Here is a 15,543-nt window from a genome sequence, read left to right on the forward strand (position 1 = left end):
GCCTCGCAGCGCCGGGCAGGGCATCTCCTCGCCGCGCCGGGCAGTGATGCGCCGGGCAGTGCTGCGCCGGGCAGTGCCGCGCCGGGCAGTGATGCGCCAGGCAGTGCCCCGCCGCGCCGCTCCCCGCCTCAGCGGAAGACGATCGTGCGGGCTCCGTCGAGCAGCACGCGATCCTCCGCGAACCAGCGGACGGCCTGGGTGAGGGTGCGGCTCTCCTCGTCCTGTCCGATGGCCATCAGCTCGGGGGCGCTGCGCGTGTGGTCGACGCGCACGACGTTCTGCTCGATGATCGGCCCCTCGTCGAGGTCGCTCGTGACGAAGTGCGCCGTCGCGCCGATCAGCTTCACCCCGCGGGCGTGCGCCTGCCGATACGGGTTGGCCCCCTTGAAACCGGGCAGGAATGAGTGGTGGATGTTGATCGCCCGCCCCTCCAGCGCCGCACACAGCTCGGGGCTGAGGATCTGCATGTAGCGCGCAAGCACGACGAGCTCGATGTCGTACCGGTCGACGACCTGCAGCACCCGGGCCTCGAACGCGGCCTTCGACTCGGGGTCGGTGACGGGGTGGTGCTCGAAGCGCTTGCCGTAGAACTCGGCGAGCCCCGTGAGGTCGTCGTGGTTCGCGAGCACCAGCGGCACCTCGATCGGCAGCTGCCCGGCGCGCTGCCTAAAGAGCAGGTCGTTGACGCAGTGCGCCGCCTTGCTCGCCAGCACGAGCGTCCGGATCGGCCGGCCGACCACGTCGAGCTTCGCCTGCATGTCGTAGCGGGCCAGCACGGGCGCGAGCGCCTCCTCCAGCGCGGCGCGCTCGCCGGGCGCCTCGACCTGCAGGCGCATGAAGAACGTGCCGGTGTCGTGGCTCGAGAACTGCGCCGACTCGGTGATGTTGCCGCCGGCCTGCACCACGGCGCCGCTGATCGCGTGGACGATGCCGGGCTGGTCGTGGCAGACGAGCGTCAGGGTCCAGTGCGTGGAGGGGGTGGAGGCGGTGGTCGCGTCGGTCACCCGCCCAGGTTACCGACAGCGAGGAGTCACGACTCGCCGCGCGAACCCGGGGCGCGCGGCGAGTCGTGACTCCTCGACGCGGGAGGTGCGGGGTGGAGGAGGTGCGGGATGGCTCAGAGCGCGGCGACCAGCAGAGCCACGAGGGCCACGAGCGGGAAGAGCCCCTGCGTCGCCGCGGCACGCAGCTTCGTGCGGTCGGAGAGCGCCAGCACGAGCGCTGCGGCGAGCATCGAGCCCGTGCCCGCGACCAGGAGGGCGAGACCTGCGGGGGAGGTGTCTGCGAGCTGACCCGCGCCTCCTCGGCCGGACGCCACGAGCACGACGCCGACGATCGTCACGATCGCGAGGAAGAGGTTGTAGAAGCCCTGGTTGAAGGCCATCGGCTTCGTGAACTCGGCCTGCCGGTCGTCGGTGATGCCGAAGGTCGCGCGGACGCGCGGCGTCGTCCAGAGCACGGACTCCATCACGAAGATGTAGACGTGCAGCAGGGCGGCGAGCGTGGCGGCCACGAGCGAGACGATGAGCATGCCGCCAGCCTAAGGCGCTGCATCGTCGAAGTGACCCGTTCGGTGCCCGGAGTCGACCTCGGGGCCCTGAACGGGTCACTTCGATGACGCCGCGGGCGCTACGCCTCGGGGTGCGGCGCGGGCTCGGTCGTCGCGGTGGCACGGGTGGCCTTCGCGAGGTTCTCGACGAGCTCGGCGCGGGTCTGCGACACGACGTAGGCGGGCTGGTCGCGCTCGACGCGCCAGCTCTCGCTCAGCGGTCCGACGTTGACGGTGTCGAAGCCGAGCTCGTCGTAGAGGCGCTGCACGAGCTCGGCGGCCTCCTCGAAGTCGCTCGACGTCGCGAGCGCGCGGCGACCCTCGGTGCCGGAGGGCTTGCCGTCGGTCGTGATGTCCTTCGCCATGATGTGGTTGAAGCCCTTGGCGACCTTGCTGGTCGGCAGGTGGCGCTGCAGCATCTGCGAGACGGTGTCGACGCCGGTGTCGAGGGCGGCGATGTTCCCGTCGCGCTCGAAGTAGTAGTTGTTGGTGTCGATGACGATCTTGTCGGCGAGCGGCTGGACCGGCACCTCCTCGACGTTCTTCAACGGGACGGTGACGACGACGATCTCGCCTGCCTCGCCCGCCTCCTCGGCCGTCGCCGCACGTGCCTTCGGGCCGAGGTCGGCGACCAGATCGGCGAGCGTCTCGGGCCCGCGCGAGTTGCTGATCACGACGTCGTAGCCCTGCTCGATGACCGCGCGTGCGACCTGGCTGCCGATGTTGCCTGCTCCGATGATTCCGATTGTTGTCATGCGGCCAGCCAACGCCCTGCGGGGGTGCGCATTCTGGGCTGGGGTTCAGCAGCGGATCAGGGAGCGCTCAGGAGGTGCGGTGCGAGAGGGCGGGCGGCGCTCAGGAGGCGCGGTGCGGTCGGTCGCGGACGCTCCCGGTCACGCCCCACCCAACCACGAGGCGAGTCGCCGCCACGGCCCCGCCGCGACCGGCGTCGGCCCGGTCTCGATCGTCGGCTCGGGGTCGGACCGAGGCGCGAAGCCGAGTGTGCCGCAGCGTGCGCACGTGACGATGTGGCGGTGGACCGAGAGCCCCGTGCCGAAGTACGGATTGGGTGCGAGGCGGGCGGTCTCGCCGCAGCCCGTGCAGCGCGTGGACCTCTCGGTCGTCGTGCTCTCGGTGTCCATCGTCGCCTCCTGCCGTCTCTCGAGTATGCGGACGAGCTGGTTCGGTGGTCCGCCCCACTTCGGGGCTCGGGTCTGGATGATGGGTCATGACTCGCCGCGGCGCTCGCGGTCGCGCGGCGTGTCGCGACTCCTCGACGGCCGGAGGCGCGAGCCGGCCCGGAGGCGCGGGCTGGCCCGGAGGCGCGAGCCGGCCCGGAGGCGCGACCCGGCTCCTACGAGCGAGCCGACCGCACCGCGAGCACCCGGTCGGTGACGAGCACCAGCCCGAGCACCACGACGGCGACGACGATGTACAGCACCGGCAGCGCGTCGAGCCCCGCACCGTCGAGCACGATCGCGCCGATCAGGGCTCCGCCGCCGATGCCCGCGTTGAACCCGGTCGTGTAGAACGCGCTCGCGAGGTCGCGCATCTTCGCGGGGGCGACCTGCAGCATCCGCGTCTGGAACAGCGGCGGCAGCGCCCCGAACGTGACGCCCCACACCACGAACGCGATCAGCGACGGGGTCGGCTGCCCCTCGAACGCCATCATCGCGAACACCGAGACGGCGACCACGCCGATGCCGATCGGGATGCTGATGCGGGGGCGCTTGCCGAGGAACCAGCCGACCATCAGCAGACCGACGCCTCCGGCGATGCCGAACGCGAACAGCGCGGCGCTGAGCGACGACTCCGCGATGCCCGTCGAGCGCACCAGGTACGGCGCGATGAACGTGAAGAACGAGTAGTGCCCGACCATGAACACCGCGGTGATGACGCAGCTGAAGACCACGCCGAGCACCGACGGCTTCGGCAGCGAACCCCGTCGTCGGGGAGCCGAGGAGGCGCGGGTCGGCACGATCGGCACCGATCCCGTCGCGGGGACCATCGTCGTCGCGGCCTCGGTGGACTCGGCGTCGGGGTCGGCATCGGCGCGCGTCGGCACGGGGGGAAGCAGTCGCCAGACGAGCACCGCACCCACGGCCATCAGTGCGGCCAGCAGGCCGAACGCGGGGCGCCAGCCGAGCGCCTGGCCGGCCGCCGTGCCGAGCGGCACGCCCAGCACGAACGCGAGCGTGCCGCCGCTCATCGCGACCGCCAGCGCGCGGCCGACCTGTTCGCGCGGCACGAGGTGGGCCGCGTACGCGCCGCCGATCGCCCAGAACGTGCCGTGCGCGAGCCCGCCGAGGATCCGCGAAGCGACGACCAGCTCGTACGTGGGCGCGATCGCGGTCAACCCCGCGCTGATCGCCAGCACGACGATCAGCCCCACGATCAGCAGGTGCCGGGGGAGTCGCCGCGTCAGATGCGTCAGCGTCGTACTGGTCAGCACCACGGTGAACGCGAAGATGCTGACCAGCAGGCCGATGCTGGACTCGCTGACGCCGAGCTCGGAGCTCATCTCGGGCAGCAGCCCGGTCGGCAGCATCTCGCCCGAGATGGAGAGGAACGTCGCGACGGCCAGAGCGAGCAGGCCGGCGAGGGGGAACTTGGCGGGAGGGGCGGTGGGCGTCGAAGGACGCGCGGAGGTGATCGTCATGTGAGGTCTCGGTCGTCGGCGGGCGCCGTTCCTGCTACCCGTGTGACACGGGGAGGATGGTGATCCCGACTGCGCGCTGTCGTGCGCGCCCGGGGCCGCGCGTGACGTGCGACCAGGGTCGATGGTAGCCGAGGCCGGTCTCCGCCGTCTAGGAGGCTCGAGCCGCCATCGAGGTGACGCGATCGGTGCCCTCAGCGGCGAACAAGTACCCGATCGCGTCACCTCGATGCGGGACGGAGGAGGCGAGGGAGACGCGGGTCAGTCGGCGGAGCGGGGCTCGCCCTTGCCGGGGCGCACGGCCGCCGTGTCGGCGACGTCGATCCGGGTGACGCCGTCGCCGCGATCCTCGGTGGTGATGCGCGGGGCGTCGTCGCCGGGGTCGGACTTCGGCGCACGGGTCAGCTGGTCGTGGCGCTTCTCGTCGTCGGTCATGCCGGTGGGGTCGTCGGAGCTCATGCGTGCACGCTACGCGACGGGGAATGGACGCGGTGCGCGCGCCTCCTCGGCCGACCTGCGCCTCCTCGGCGGTCCCGCTGCTCCGCGCCCGCATCGCTCTGGCCGATTCCGGTTGCGCCCAACATTGTTGCGCGCGACGTGTTACGGTCGAGTCATGTCCGACACCGCGCGCACCCCGCTGCTCGACGAGCAGATCTGCTTCGCCCTGTACAGCGCGTCGCGTGCTCTGACGTCCCGCTACCGCGACCTGCTCGAGCCGCTCGGCATCACGTACCCGCAGTACCTCGTGCTGCTCGTGCTCTGGCAGGACGGCGAGACCGGCGTCTCGGGTCTCGGCCAGCGTCTGCACCTCGACTCGGGCACGCTGTCGCCGCTGCTCCGTCGGCTCGAGGCGCAGGGTCTCGTCTCCCGGCGTCGCGGCTCCGTCGACGAGCGGGCCGTCCAGGTGGCGCTGACGCCGGCGGGCGACGCGCTGCGCTCCGAGGCCGCGAGCATCCCCGAGCGGATCTGCGAGGCGACCGGGTTGTCGCCCGACGTGCTGACGGCGCTGACCGAGCAGCTCGGCGGGGTCGCCGACCGGGTCCGCGCCGCCGCCTGACCCGCCCCCAGTCCAGCCCCCAAGACCAGCAACAGTCCCCCTCAACACCTCCGAACACCCACCCGAACACCTACGAAGGAGCATCGTGCCCACTCGCACCGCACGCACCGCCTGGAACGGAAGCCTCGAGACCGGCGAGGGCCAGGTCGAGATGACCAGCTCGAAGGTCGGCACCTACGGCGTCTCGTTCCCGAAGCGCTCCGCTGAGGACGCCAACGGCTCGACCAGCCCCGAAGAGCTGCTCGCCGCCGCGCACTCGGCCTGCTACGCCATGCAGTTCAGCGCCGTGCTCGGCCAGGCCGGCGGCACCGTCGAGGCCCTCGACGTCAAGGCCGACGTCTCGCTCGGCGCCGACCCGGCCGGTGGATTCCAGCTGACCGGCATCCACCTCACCGTCGTCGGCGAGGTCTCGGGCATCGACGAGGCCGCGTTCCTCACGGCGGCCGACGAGGCCAAGGCGACCTGCCCGGTCTCCAAGGCTCTGACCGGGGTCGAGATCACCCTCGACGCGACCTTCGAGAGCTGACCCGCACCTCCTGCGGACAACACAGAACCCCCGCGTGAGCATCGAACCCCGTCATCAGGGGGTTCGTCGCTCACGCGGGGGTTCTCGTCTGCGCTGCGCGGGTCGCATGCCCGAGGAGGCGCGGGTCGCGTGCCCGAGGAGGCGCGGCTCAGCGACCGAGGAGGCGCGGCTCAGCGACGCGGGTAGTTGCCGCCGGTCGAGCCGCCGCCACCGCGCTTCTTCATGATCTTGCGCACGACGAAGGTGATGATCAGGGGTGCGAAGCGGCGAAGCAGGGATGCCATGGTGATCTCCAGAGGTCAGGGGCGGTCGACGGTACCCGACCCGCGCCTCCTCGGCCTGGGTGGCGCCGGGCGGCAGCCGAACGCGGCCACGGCTCGCGCGCGCTCCGACCCCCGCGGGTACCGTTCGACCCCTCATGGACCGCACCCGCTGGATCTTCCTCGACCAACTCGGCCCGCACTTCGACGACGGCGGGCCGATGCTGCTCGTCGAGTCGAGGTCGTCGTGGCGGGGGCGCACGCTGCACCGCGCGAAGCTGCAGCTGCTGCTGTCGGCCATCAGGCATCGGGCGCGCGATCTCGGCGACCGGGTCGACTTCCGGCAGGTCGAGCACTACTCGGAGGCCGTCGACGGGCGTGACGACCTGCAGGTGATCGACCCCACCTCGTACCGGGCGCGACGACTGGTGCGGCGGGTCGGTGCCGAGATCCTGCCGAGTCGGGGCTTCGTCACGAGCGAGAGCGACTTCGCGGCGTGGGCCGATTCGCGTGCCGGGAAGCGCCTGCTCATGGAGGACTTCTACCGCGTCGTGCGCCAGCGCACCGGTGTGCTGATGGAGGGGCAGGAGCCCGCCGGCGGTCGCTGGAACCACGACCACGACAACCGTGAGAAGCCCCCGAAGGGCGCCGCCTCGCTCGGACTGCCCGCACCCCTCTGGCCAGAAGAGGACGACATCGACGAGGAGGTGCGGCACGACATCGCCCGCTGGGAGCGCGACGGCGTGGTCACCCTGGTCGGCGACGCCGGACCCCGCCGGTTCGCCGCGACCGCCGCCGAGGCCGAGGCCGCGCTCGCCGACTTCGTCGAGGTGCGCCTCCCCGATTTCGGCCCCTTCGAGGACGCCACGCTCAGCGGCGACTGGACCATGGCGCACTCGCTGATCAGCGCCCCGATGAACCTCGGACTGATCGACCCGCGCGACGTGATCGACGCCGTGGCCGCCGCGTACGCCGCGGGCGACGCGCCGATCCGCAGCGTCGAAGGGTTCGTGCGGCAGATCATGGGGTGGCGCGACTACATGTGGCACCTCTACTGGCGACTCGGCGAGGACTACGCGACGTCGAACAACAAGCTCGAGGCGCACGAGCCGCTGCCGCAGGTGTTCGCGACGCTCGGGCGCGACCTCGGGGGTGCCGGGGGTGGTGTCGGGGGCGCTGGCGGTGCCGGTGGTGCCGGGGGAGCCGACGGTGGTGCCGGTACCGGTGGCGGCACGGGCGAGCCGACCGACGCGGCGGGCGAGGCGGTCGTCGAGGCGAACTGCCTGGCCGAGACGCTCGACGGGCTGCACCGGCACGGGTGGAGTCACCACATCCAGCGCCTGATGATCCTCGGGAACTGGGCGTTGCAGCGCGGTGTCGAGCCGTCGGCGCTGAGCCAGTGGTTCATCGACATGTACGTCGACGGGACGCCGTGGGTGATGCCCGCCAACGTGGTCGGCATGTCTCAGCACGCCGACGGGGGGATCGTCGCGACGAAGCCGTACGCGTCGGGCGGCGCCTACATCAACCGCATGACCGACCACTGCGGCGGGTGCCGGTTCGACCCGAAGAAGCGGCTCGGGCCCGATGCGTGCCCGGTGACGGCGGGGTACTGGGCGTTCCTCGACCGGACGGGGCCGGTGCTGATGGGCAACCCGCGCATGCGGCAGGCGCTGTCGGGCCTGGCCGGTCTCGCCGATCGCGAGGCCGTCGTGCAGCAGGAGCGCGAGCGCACGCGCTGGTAGCAGGCGCGGGCGGGCTGATGAGGCGGTGCCGGAGGCTCGTCTGCTCCCTGGTGTGCAAATCGCGACCGGGCCTCGGTGCCGGCCGTGCCGAACCCGACCGCCCCTGGTGTGCAAATCGCGACCGGGCCTCGGCGCCGTGCGTGCCGAACCCGACCGCCGAGAGCCCGCCGGCCGTGCCGAACCCGACCATTTCAGTGCCATCCGGCCCCATAAACCTCGTTAAGACTGCCGCCGGCCCCGCCCCGGTCGCGATTTGCACAGAGGTGCGGGGCGGGGGTGCGGGGCGGGGGAGCCGAGGAGGCGCGGGTCGGGGGAGCCGAGGAGGCGCGGGTCGGGCACCGACAGGTCGCCGCCGTTAGGGTGGCAGGGTCCGTCGCGCAGCGAGTCGGCGGCCGACGTAGGGGGACCACCATGCGCACCATCAAGACCACGAAGACCGCGATGACGGTCGTCACCTCAGGCGCCGTCGCGCTCACGCTGCTCCTCGCGGGCTGCACCGGGTCGGGCGACTCCGAGTCGAGCGGCGACTCGAGCAGCTCGGCCAGTGCGAGCGCGGCACCGGAAGAGCGCGACCTGACCGGCGAGCTCGCCGTCACGACCTGCGCCGACGCGGGCGACTCGCTCGGCTCGACCGTCGAGGGCCTCGACCTGCAGGACGACAGCACCGAGTCCGACGCGCAGTTGCAGTGCTACTGGGCCAACGAAGAGGCCACCGCAGATGGCGACGAGGTCTCCCCGGACGCTGCGGCCGTCTTCTTCGTCGCTCAGAAGCAGGAGTTCACTGCGGAGGAGATCGTCACTCAGGGCGACGCCGCGGCTGCGCAGCAGGGTGCGTCCGAGATCGAGGACGATCGAGTGGCCGCCTTCGGGGGACGAGCCTTCTATGCGGATCCTGCACAGAGCGACACGCTCGTCAGTTCAGGAGCCCTCGTCGTCACGCCGCACGGCGTATTCGGTGTCCAGTCCGCGAGTCCCGGTGACGAGGCTCCGATCAGCTCCGAGCAGGCGCTCGACGCCACCCTTCAGCTGCTGAAGTAGCGCCGAGGGCCGATTCGCCCATGAACCGCGTTCGCGAAGATGAACCTCGATAGATCGTGGTTCATCTTCGCGAACGCGGTTCTTCGCGCGGTGGCGCAGTGGCGCACCGGCTGCCCGGCGCGGTGGCGCGGCTGCTCCCCGGCCCCGGCCCCGGCCCCGGCGCCGGCGCGGCTCCGCCCCGGCGCGGTGGCGCGGCTGCTCGCCGGCCCCGGCGCCTTCCGCCCCGGCGCCTCAGCGCCCGAGCAGCTCGATCATGTACTGCGCGATGACCCGTGCCCCGGCGTCGTTCGGGTGGATGCCGTCGTCGGACAGCAGCGAGGTGATGTCGCCGTCGCCCGCGGCGTCCGCCGGCAGGGCGTCGCCCAGTGACACGCGCACCGACCCGGTCTGCTCGGCGACGGACTCGACGGCGGCCGCGTAGTCGCCGCTCGATCCGCTCTGGTCGAAGAGGCTGGCGAGGTCCGAGCTGAACTCGTCGACGATGACGACGGTCGGCGGATCGTCGAGGCCCTTCAGGCCGCGGACGAGAGCGAGATAGCTCTCCTCCAGGTCGGCGGGGCTCGTGTTCACGGCGTCGTTGGCGCCGAGGGTGATGGTGACGAGGTCGGGCTGCACCGCCGCGACCTTCGACAGGAACCCGTCGAGATCCGCCGCGAAGGTCGCGACGGTCGCTCCCGAGTGGGCGGAGTCGAACAGCGACACCCCGCGGTCGCGGTCGCCGTCGAACGCGGTGATCCCCTCGAAGACGAAGCCGTCGGAGGCGTCCGGATCGACTCCGATGGTCACCGTGTGCACCGAGCTCTCGAGCCCGTCGATGCTCGTGATGCCGGCGCCGGAGACCGCACCGGTTCCGGAGTCCGCACCCGCGCCTCCGTCGGCATCGCTCGCCCCTGCCGCGCTCGTGTCGACCGGCTCGCCCTCGACGCCGTCGACCGCGTAGCGGAACACCCCGCCGCCCGGCGACCACCACAGGTCGAGGTCGGTGCCGCGCACCTGGTACGTGATGCTCGAGCCGGGTTCGAGGTCGACGCTGCGGTAGCCGAGGCTCGGCGTCGTGAAGTCGGGGGTGACGGCCTTCTGATCGGACTGCCAGGCGCCCCAGGTCGAGTCGGGCGGGTAGACCGCGAAGACCCCCGGCCGGTAGCCGACGCCGCCGGCGACGCCGTCGACCGGGTGCTGCCGCTGCAGGGCGTCGCGCGTGAGGTCGATCCACCGGTTCTCGATCGCGGAGGCGCCCTGCCCCTCGGTCAGCGAATCGCCGAGCGCCAGCCAGCGGGCCGACTCGGTGTCGGTCTCGGCGAGGGCGGAGTCCCATGCCGCCCACGGATCCGCCGTGGGCGTGGGCGCCGGCGTCGGGTCTCCGCTGCAGCCGGCCACGAGAGCGACGGCGGCGGCGACCGCGACGGCCGCGAGGCCTCGCACCTTTCGCCGGCGCGCCGGTCGCGGACTCGGCCCCGAGGCAGGCCCGGAGGTCGCCCCAGAGGCAGCCCCGGACACCGGGCGAGTCGACGACGACGGAGCCGAGGAGGCGTGGCTCACTGCTCCGTCACCGTCCCGTTCTCGACGCGCCACTGCCGGTCGAGTCGCACGCTCTCGAGCATGCGGCGGTCGTGGGTGACGAGCAGGAGGGTGCCGTCGTACGACTCGAGCGCCTGCTCGAGCTGTTCGATGGCGACGAGGTCGAGGTGGTTGGTGGGTTCGTCGAGCACGAGAACGTTGACCCCGCGGGCCTGCAGCAGGGCCAGACCGGCACGGGTGCGCTCGCCGGGCGACAGCTCGTCGACGGGGCGGTTGACGTGGTCGGCCTTGAGGCCGAACTTGGCGAGCAGGGTGCGCACCTCGGCTTGCGGCCAGTCGGGCACGAGCCCCTCGAACGCCTCGGCGAGGGGGACGGTGCCCGCGAGCAGTGCCCGCGCCTGGTCGATCTCGCCGACGGCGATGCTGGCTCCCCGACTCGCGCCTCCTTCGGTGGGCTCCTGTCGCCCGAGCAGACCGCGCAGCAGGGTCGACTTGCCGGCCCCGTTGGGCCCGGTGATGCCGATGCGATCGCCGCCGTTGACCTGCACCGAGACCGGTCCGAGCACGAACTCGCCCGTCGCGGGGTCGCCCTGGCGGAACACCGCGCCGCTGAGGGTCGAGACGACGGCGCTCGAGCGCGGCGCCTCGCCGATGGTGAACTCGAGCTGCCACTCCTTGCGGGGTTCGTCGACCTCCTCGAGGCGGGCGATGCGGCTCTCCATCTGGCGGACCTTCTGGCCCTGCTTCTCGCTCGACTCGGCCGCGGCCTTGCGACGGATCTTGTCGTTGTCGGGCGACTTCTTCATCGCGTTGCGGACACCCTGACTCGACCACTCGCGCTGCACACGGGCGCGCCCGACCAGGTCGGCCTTCTTGTCGGCGAATTCGTCGTAGGCCTCGCGCGCGTGACGGCGGGCGGTCTCGCGCTCGTCGAGGTACGAGTCGTAGCCGCCGCCGAAGACCCGGTTCGACGCCTGGGCGAGGTCGAGTTCGAGCACCTTCGTGACGCAGCGGGCGAGGAACTCGCGGTCGTGGCTGACGAGCACGACCCCGCCGCGCTGGCCCTGCACGAAGCGCTCGAGTCGTTCGAGGCCGTCGAGGTCGAGGTCGTTCGTGGGCTCGTCGAGCAGGGCGATGTCGAAGCGGCTGAGCAGCAGGGCGGCGAGCCCGACGCGGGCGGCCTGGCCTCCGCTGAGGGCGGTCATCAGGGTGTCGGGGCCGACGGTCGCCGTGCCGGGGTCGGCGGACGACGTCGCGCTCGCGGTCTCGAGGCCGAGGTCGGCGAGCACGCCCGGGAGGCGGTCGTCGAGGTCGGCGGCGCCGCTCGCGAGCCAGCGCTCGAGCGCGGTGGAGTACACGTCGGCGGGGTCGAGGCCATCGGTACGGGGTGAGGGGTCGGGGTCGCCGAGGGCTGCCGCGGCGGCGTCCATCTCGGTGGTGGCCTGGGTGCTGCCGGTGCGGCGGCCGATGTACTGGGCGACGGTCTCGCCGGGGAGGCGCTCGTGCTCCTGCGGCAGCCAGCCGACGAAGGCGTCGCCGGGGTTGAGGGTGATGGTGCCGCCCTGCGGCTCGTCGACCCCCGCGAGGAGGCGCAGCAGGGTCGACTTGCCGGCCCCGTTCACGCCGACCACGCCCACGACGTCGCCCGGTGCGACCGTGAGGTCGAGGTCGTCGAACAGGGTGCGGTGGCCGTGGCCGCCGGCCAGGCCCTTGGCCACGAGTGAAGCGCTCATCGGCCTATTCTCGCGTACCGGAGGGCGCTGCCGGGGTGGTTGTGGAGAGGAGGCTCGGCCGGCCCGTCGAAGTGACGCTACCGGCGAAGTCCCGGCCGCCCGGGCAGCCGTTCGCGTCACCTGGACGCAGGAGGCGCGGGGAAGCGAGCCGCGCCTCCTCGGCTTGGTAGCGTCGGGGCACACGAGGGCCGGGTGGCGGTGCCTCGAGTCAGGGGGATGACGTGTTCGGACTGTTCCGCAAGCGTGACGACGACGAGCGCGCGGTGCTTGTCGAGCCGTGGCCGCGCATCCCGGTGGCGCCGTGGTCGGGCAGCGGGGCGACGGCCGAGGCGGCGGCGGTCGAGGTCCCGTCGAAGCGTCGGCCGAGCGTGCCGGGCATCGTGTTCACGGTGCCCGAGGGGCGCGCCGGGGTGAGGCTCGACGAGGTGCATCGCTTCATGGACGACGAGACGGCCATCCTCGAGACGACCCACGGGCCGTCGTTCTATGCGGTGTGGACGCAGGCATGGCCGAAGAAGTCCGGCACGGCGGTGGGGGACATGCTGGAGGGTGAGGCTCCGGGCGGCCTGGCGTTCCTGTCCGCCGACGTCGATGCGCCGCCCACCGTGGTGCTGCGCGACGCCGAGCTGGCGTCGTTCAGGGCGTGGGTGGCGGCGCTCCCGTCGTGACCGGCGGGTGCATCGCTCTCAGCGGCGGGTGCTCAGGGCCCAGGGGGCCGAGGGCGCCGGTTCGCCGGTGCGGCTGAAGTGGACCGCGGCCTCGGTGGTGCGATCGAGCAGCACGGCGGTGGACGGGTTGGCCGGGATCGGCTGACCAGGCCCGGGGGCGACGATCGGGTCGACGATCTCGTACCAGGGGCCGGTGCTGACGTCCATGGCGTGGAGCACCGCGATGGGGACATCGCCCGGTCGGAGGATGTCGAGACCCGCGGTGCCACGGCGCAGCTCGATGCTGGTGGGGATGTTGCCCTTCGGCCCCTTGATGACCGTGCGGAGGCGCTTCTCGGAGGGGTCGAGCACCTCGAACTGCTCGCGTCCCATGCGCCACAGCAGCACGGTGCGACCGGGCACGCTCGCGGGGTCGGTGGGCAGGATGATGGCCTCGCGCGCCTCCTGCCGGGCCCTCAAGGCCGTGCCGATGGTCTGGCCGAAGAAGGCGGCGCCGGCGAAGGCGAGGATGATCCAGATGTTCGGGGCGCCGGAGGTGATCATGGGCACGCTCGCGACACTCACCAGGGTGATCGGCACCGCGATCGCGCGACTGCGGTCACGGAGGCGTCCGAGGAGGAGCGAGGCGACCAGCACCACGAGGCTGAGCGTGATCGCCAGGCCGGTGTTCGCTCCGCCGAGGAGTGCTGCGGCCAGACCGAGCACGTACGCGAGCGGGGCCAGGATCCTGCGCGTCGACGACGGCATCGCGACCGGCTTGGTGGAGGTCAGCCGACGAGGCTTCGTCTCGGTGGGTGCGGCGGTGCGGTCTGTGCTCATGAAGTCCCCCTGGTGCCGGCGATCGGCTTGCTCGCTGGACATCCTGGCACGAACCGGTCTGTCGGGGATCGTGGACGTCGGCCGACCTTGCACCAGTCGACATCACCGGTCGACGCCTTCTGCTGAATCACCGAGGCACCTCCCGAGACCAACGCGCCCGACGCGGCACCGATCAGCACCATGCCGACGGGCCCACCGACGCCCGTGAACATGAGACCGACGCCGACAGCGATCGCAGCACCAGCTGCGACGTACTCCCAGTTCTCGCCCCACCAGTCGCCCGCATCCGCCAGGGCACCCTGGTTGGCCTTCGCGTAAGCGTCGAGGTCCGCGTCCGACGACGACCCGATCCGAGCGGGGTGAGAACGGCTAAGGGCTCGCTGTCGAGGGGCTATCGAGCAGCTCGGGCTCGCCCCACACGGAGTAAGGGCTTCACCGGATTCGTTGGTAAGAAGCTCCAGGCCGATTTGTCATGTACTGATGGCTGCCGCGACATCACTCCGGCCTTACAGCACGCCTCCCGCGATCAGGAAGTCATGAGCCATGAAGAACTGCCCAGCGGTGAAGAAGAGCCAAAATGGAACGAAGATAACGAGGAGGAATTTCCGTTCTCCTCTCGGCAGTGATTCACTTGCCGCCCGGCGAGAACGCCACCATAGGCTCGCTAGAACTAGCGGAGCAAGGAGAAGCACCAAGAGTGGCATTTGCCATTCTCTCGACACCCTTGTGTACGAAACGGTGGTATCGATTGGAACCTGCATAGCTACGAAAACGGCCACGACGATGTCAAGAAGGACACCTACTAGCAGCACCCGTCGCAGCCAGACGATCGTTCGCCCGCCGAGAGGCTTTGCGGCATAATCCGACCCGACGTCACCGGGAGCCTGCGCGTTACTCATGGAATGACCTCTTGTGTCTCGAGTGCGAACTTCCCCACGTCAACGCCCCAACCCAGCTGCTGGCTCGCAGCTGCGCCCGCGTAGTGCACACCGAGCGATGCGCCCGCGTGGGGCCCGGGATTCTCGACGAAGCGGAGCCCGCACCGGCGTCGATGAGGCCCTCGAGAACGCTGTAGTCCTCACCAGCGACCAAATTTCCGGTGATATTTCCAATGGCGTTACCGCCCCCTGTGATTCCACACTCGACGAGGGTTCGAGTCATAGCGCTGTCGAATCGACCAGCCACGGGGCCTGCCACCGCTCCCATCGTCCCGTTGACTGCGCCGCCGCCTGCGGCACCGGCGAAGCCACGCCAATCCCAGTCACCCTGCTTGCAGCGACGTCAGCTGGAACGCGTTGTCGTAGTCGTACTCGAAATAACCGTTGGGTAAAGCGGCGGCTAAGAACTAGATTCTATTAAACCCCTCCTTGAGCCCACAAGGCCTCTATGAATTGCCAGCCGCAAGGAACGCGTTGACAAGAATAATCTGCCCAATCAAGCAAAAGGTTATGAAAATTGTTGCAAAGATAATCAAGACATAGCGCTCTTTAGTATCGATGACACCTGCGGCGGCACCCCTGCTGCGAATCCATATGACTGTCAGTATTGCAGGTATAGCAAGCATTGCGAATATGGGCATTTGAAATTCGCTGCTCAGTCGGTTGTAGGTAACTGTTGTATTGAGCGGAACTCGGGTCATAACAAAAACGATTGCAGCCAATGAGAAAGCAATACATGCCAGGTTCACACGATTAACCCATACCTGTGTCCTTGTTCCGAGCCTAATTTCCTCGTCAGTTGGTGGCTGTCGATCCGGTGTGTTATCTGTCCTCATTGGGAAGTATCCCCGTCCCTTCAGCTACGACCCTTGACGCGTTAAAAGTACTGTCATAACAGCATAACTAGTCGCTGACTACGAGGATCGATGCCGATTGGAAATGACTAGATATCTCAGGTGCGAACCGAAAACAGTGCCAGCCAGGGTTCCGAAAAGCCAAGTTATTTGACCGGTTGCCCAGGGTTCAGAGAGCCAGT

14 protein-coding genes are annotated in these 15,543 nt (G+C 70.4%); 5 read left to right on the forward strand and 9 right to left on the reverse strand.

The features are described from left to right. Positions 1–128 precede the first annotated feature (128 nt). The 6 genes from purU to ACZZY9_RS10730 all read right to left on the reverse strand — a co-directional run bounded on the left by purU (position 129) and on the right by ACZZY9_RS10730 (position 4,664). A complete protein-coding gene (gene purU / locus ACZZY9_RS10705) occupies positions 129–1,004 on the reverse strand; it encodes a formyltetrahydrofolate deformylase (protein ID WP_463464049.1) in 876 nt (291 codons plus the stop codon). Between the two features lie 113 nt (positions 1,005–1,117). Then, a complete protein-coding gene (locus ACZZY9_RS10710; RefSeq protein ID WP_320477482.1) occupies positions 1,118–1,531 on the reverse strand; it encodes a DUF1304 domain-containing protein in 414 nt (137 codons plus the stop codon). A 98-nt stretch (positions 1,532–1,629) separates the two neighbouring features. After that, positions 1,630–2,304, reverse strand: coding sequence for an NADPH-dependent F420 reductase (locus ACZZY9_RS10715; protein WP_463464050.1), 675 nt, complete (start codon positions 2,302–2,304; stop codon positions 1,630–1,632). Between the two features lie 138 nt (positions 2,305–2,442). After that, positions 2,443–2,691: a hypothetical protein gene (locus ACZZY9_RS10720; protein WP_463464051.1), complete on the reverse strand. Its 249-nt coding sequence runs from the start codon at positions 2,689–2,691 to the stop codon at positions 2,443–2,445. A 212-nt stretch (positions 2,692–2,903) separates the two neighbouring features. After that, the gene (locus tag ACZZY9_RS10725; protein ID WP_463464052.1) at positions 2,904–4,208 is read right to left on the reverse strand and encodes an MFS transporter; all 1,305 of its coding nucleotides are present in this window, start codon (positions 4,206–4,208) and stop codon (positions 2,904–2,906) included. 258 nt (positions 4,209–4,466) lie between these two features. Further along, positions 4,467–4,664 carry a hypothetical protein gene (locus ACZZY9_RS10730; RefSeq protein WP_192061139.1) on the reverse strand — a complete coding sequence of 66 codons (198 nt, stop codon included), beginning with the start codon at positions 4,662–4,664 and terminating at the stop codon, positions 4,467–4,469. Positions 4,665–4,818: 154 nt separating this feature from the next. Here ACZZY9_RS10730 and ACZZY9_RS10735 point away from each other — a divergent pair, with 154 nt between their 5' ends. The 4 genes from ACZZY9_RS10735 (at position 4,819) to ACZZY9_RS10750 (ending at position 8,831) form a co-directional block, all read left to right on the forward strand. After that, entirely contained in the window at positions 4,819–5,262 is a 444-nt protein-coding gene (locus ACZZY9_RS10735) for a MarR family winged helix-turn-helix transcriptional regulator (protein ID WP_192061107.1), read from the forward strand. Between the two features lie 85 nt (positions 5,263–5,347). Further along, positions 5,348–5,788, forward strand: coding sequence for an OsmC family peroxiredoxin (locus ACZZY9_RS10740; RefSeq protein ID WP_192061108.1), 441 nt, complete (start codon positions 5,348–5,350; stop codon positions 5,786–5,788). 418 nt (positions 5,789–6,206) lie between these two features. Beyond that, positions 6,207–7,793 carry a cryptochrome/photolyase family protein gene (locus tag ACZZY9_RS10745; RefSeq protein WP_463464053.1) on the forward strand — a complete coding sequence of 529 codons (1,587 nt, stop codon included), beginning with the start codon at positions 6,207–6,209 and terminating at the stop codon, positions 7,791–7,793. A 411-nt stretch (positions 7,794–8,204) separates the two neighbouring features. Continuing rightward, the gene (locus ACZZY9_RS10750; RefSeq protein ID WP_463464054.1) at positions 8,205–8,831 is read left to right on the forward strand and encodes a hypothetical protein; all 627 of its coding nucleotides are present in this window, start codon (positions 8,205–8,207) and stop codon (positions 8,829–8,831) included. A 231-nt stretch (positions 8,832–9,062) separates the two neighbouring features. Here the strand turns inward: ACZZY9_RS10750 and ACZZY9_RS10755 are convergent, their stop codons facing one another. Together ACZZY9_RS10755 and ACZZY9_RS10760 are read right to left on the reverse strand one after the other, a co-directional pair. Beyond that, positions 9,063–10,253, reverse strand: a complete 1,191-nt coding sequence (locus ACZZY9_RS10755) for an SGNH/GDSL hydrolase family protein (RefSeq protein WP_463464055.1) — start codon at positions 10,251–10,253, stop codon at positions 9,063–9,065. Between the two features lie 113 nt (positions 10,254–10,366). After that, positions 10,367–12,082 (reverse strand): ABC-F family ATP-binding cassette domain-containing protein, encoded by a 1,716-nt coding sequence (locus tag ACZZY9_RS10760; RefSeq protein ID WP_463464056.1) that lies wholly within the window; start codon positions 12,080–12,082, stop codon positions 10,367–10,369. A gap of 221 nt (positions 12,083–12,303) precedes the next feature. Here ACZZY9_RS10760 and ACZZY9_RS10765 point away from each other — a divergent pair, with 221 nt between their 5' ends. Further along, positions 12,304–12,750 carry a hypothetical protein gene (locus ACZZY9_RS10765; protein ID WP_463464057.1) on the forward strand — a complete coding sequence of 149 codons (447 nt, stop codon included), beginning with the start codon at positions 12,304–12,306 and terminating at the stop codon, positions 12,748–12,750. Positions 12,751–12,768: 18 nt separating this feature from the next. On the opposite strand, the gene ACZZY9_RS10770 is transcribed toward ACZZY9_RS10765, so the two are convergent. Continuing rightward, entirely contained in the window at positions 12,769–13,569 is an 801-nt protein-coding gene (locus ACZZY9_RS10770) for a hypothetical protein (protein WP_463464058.1), read from the reverse strand. Between the last annotated feature and the right edge of the window lie 1,974 nt (positions 13,570–15,543).

The organism is Frigoribacterium sp. AC394 (assembly GCF_979258095.1).

What these genes read in the sequence shown, in the direction of transcription:
- ACZZY9_RS10710 (WP_320477482.1), bottom strand. Translation starts at nt 1,531, where the DNA reads ATGCTCATCGTCTCGCTCGTGGCCGCCACGCTCGCCGCCCTGCTGCAC.
- ACZZY9_RS10715 (WP_463464050.1), bottom strand. Translation starts at nt 2,304, where the DNA reads ATGACAACAATCGGAATCATCGGAGCAGGCAACATCGGCAGCCAGGTC.
- ACZZY9_RS10720 (WP_463464051.1), bottom strand. Translation starts at nt 2,691, where the DNA reads ATGGACACCGAGAGCACGACGACCGAGAGGTCCACGCGCTGCACGGGC.
- ACZZY9_RS10725 (WP_463464052.1), bottom strand. Translation starts at nt 4,208, where the DNA reads ATGACGATCACCTCCGCGCGTCCTTCGACGCCCACCGCCCCTCCCGCC.
- ACZZY9_RS10730 (WP_192061139.1), bottom strand. Translation starts at nt 4,664, where the DNA reads ATGAGCTCCGACGACCCCACCGGCATGACCGACGACGAGAAGCGCCAC.
- ACZZY9_RS10735 (WP_192061107.1), top strand. Translation starts at nt 4,819, where the DNA reads ATGTCCGACACCGCGCGCACCCCGCTGCTCGACGAGCAGATCTGCTTC.
- ACZZY9_RS10745 (WP_463464053.1), top strand. Translation starts at nt 6,207, where the DNA reads ATGGACCGCACCCGCTGGATCTTCCTCGACCAACTCGGCCCGCACTTC.
- ACZZY9_RS10750 (WP_463464054.1), top strand. Translation starts at nt 8,205, where the DNA reads ATGCGCACCATCAAGACCACGAAGACCGCGATGACGGTCGTCACCTCA.
- ACZZY9_RS10760 (WP_463464056.1), bottom strand. Translation starts at nt 12,082, where the DNA reads ATGAGCGCTTCACTCGTGGCCAAGGGCCTGGCCGGCGGCCACGGCCAC.
- ACZZY9_RS10770 (WP_463464058.1), bottom strand. Translation starts at nt 13,569, where the DNA reads ATGAGCACAGACCGCACCGCCGCACCCACCGAGACGAAGCCTCGTCGG.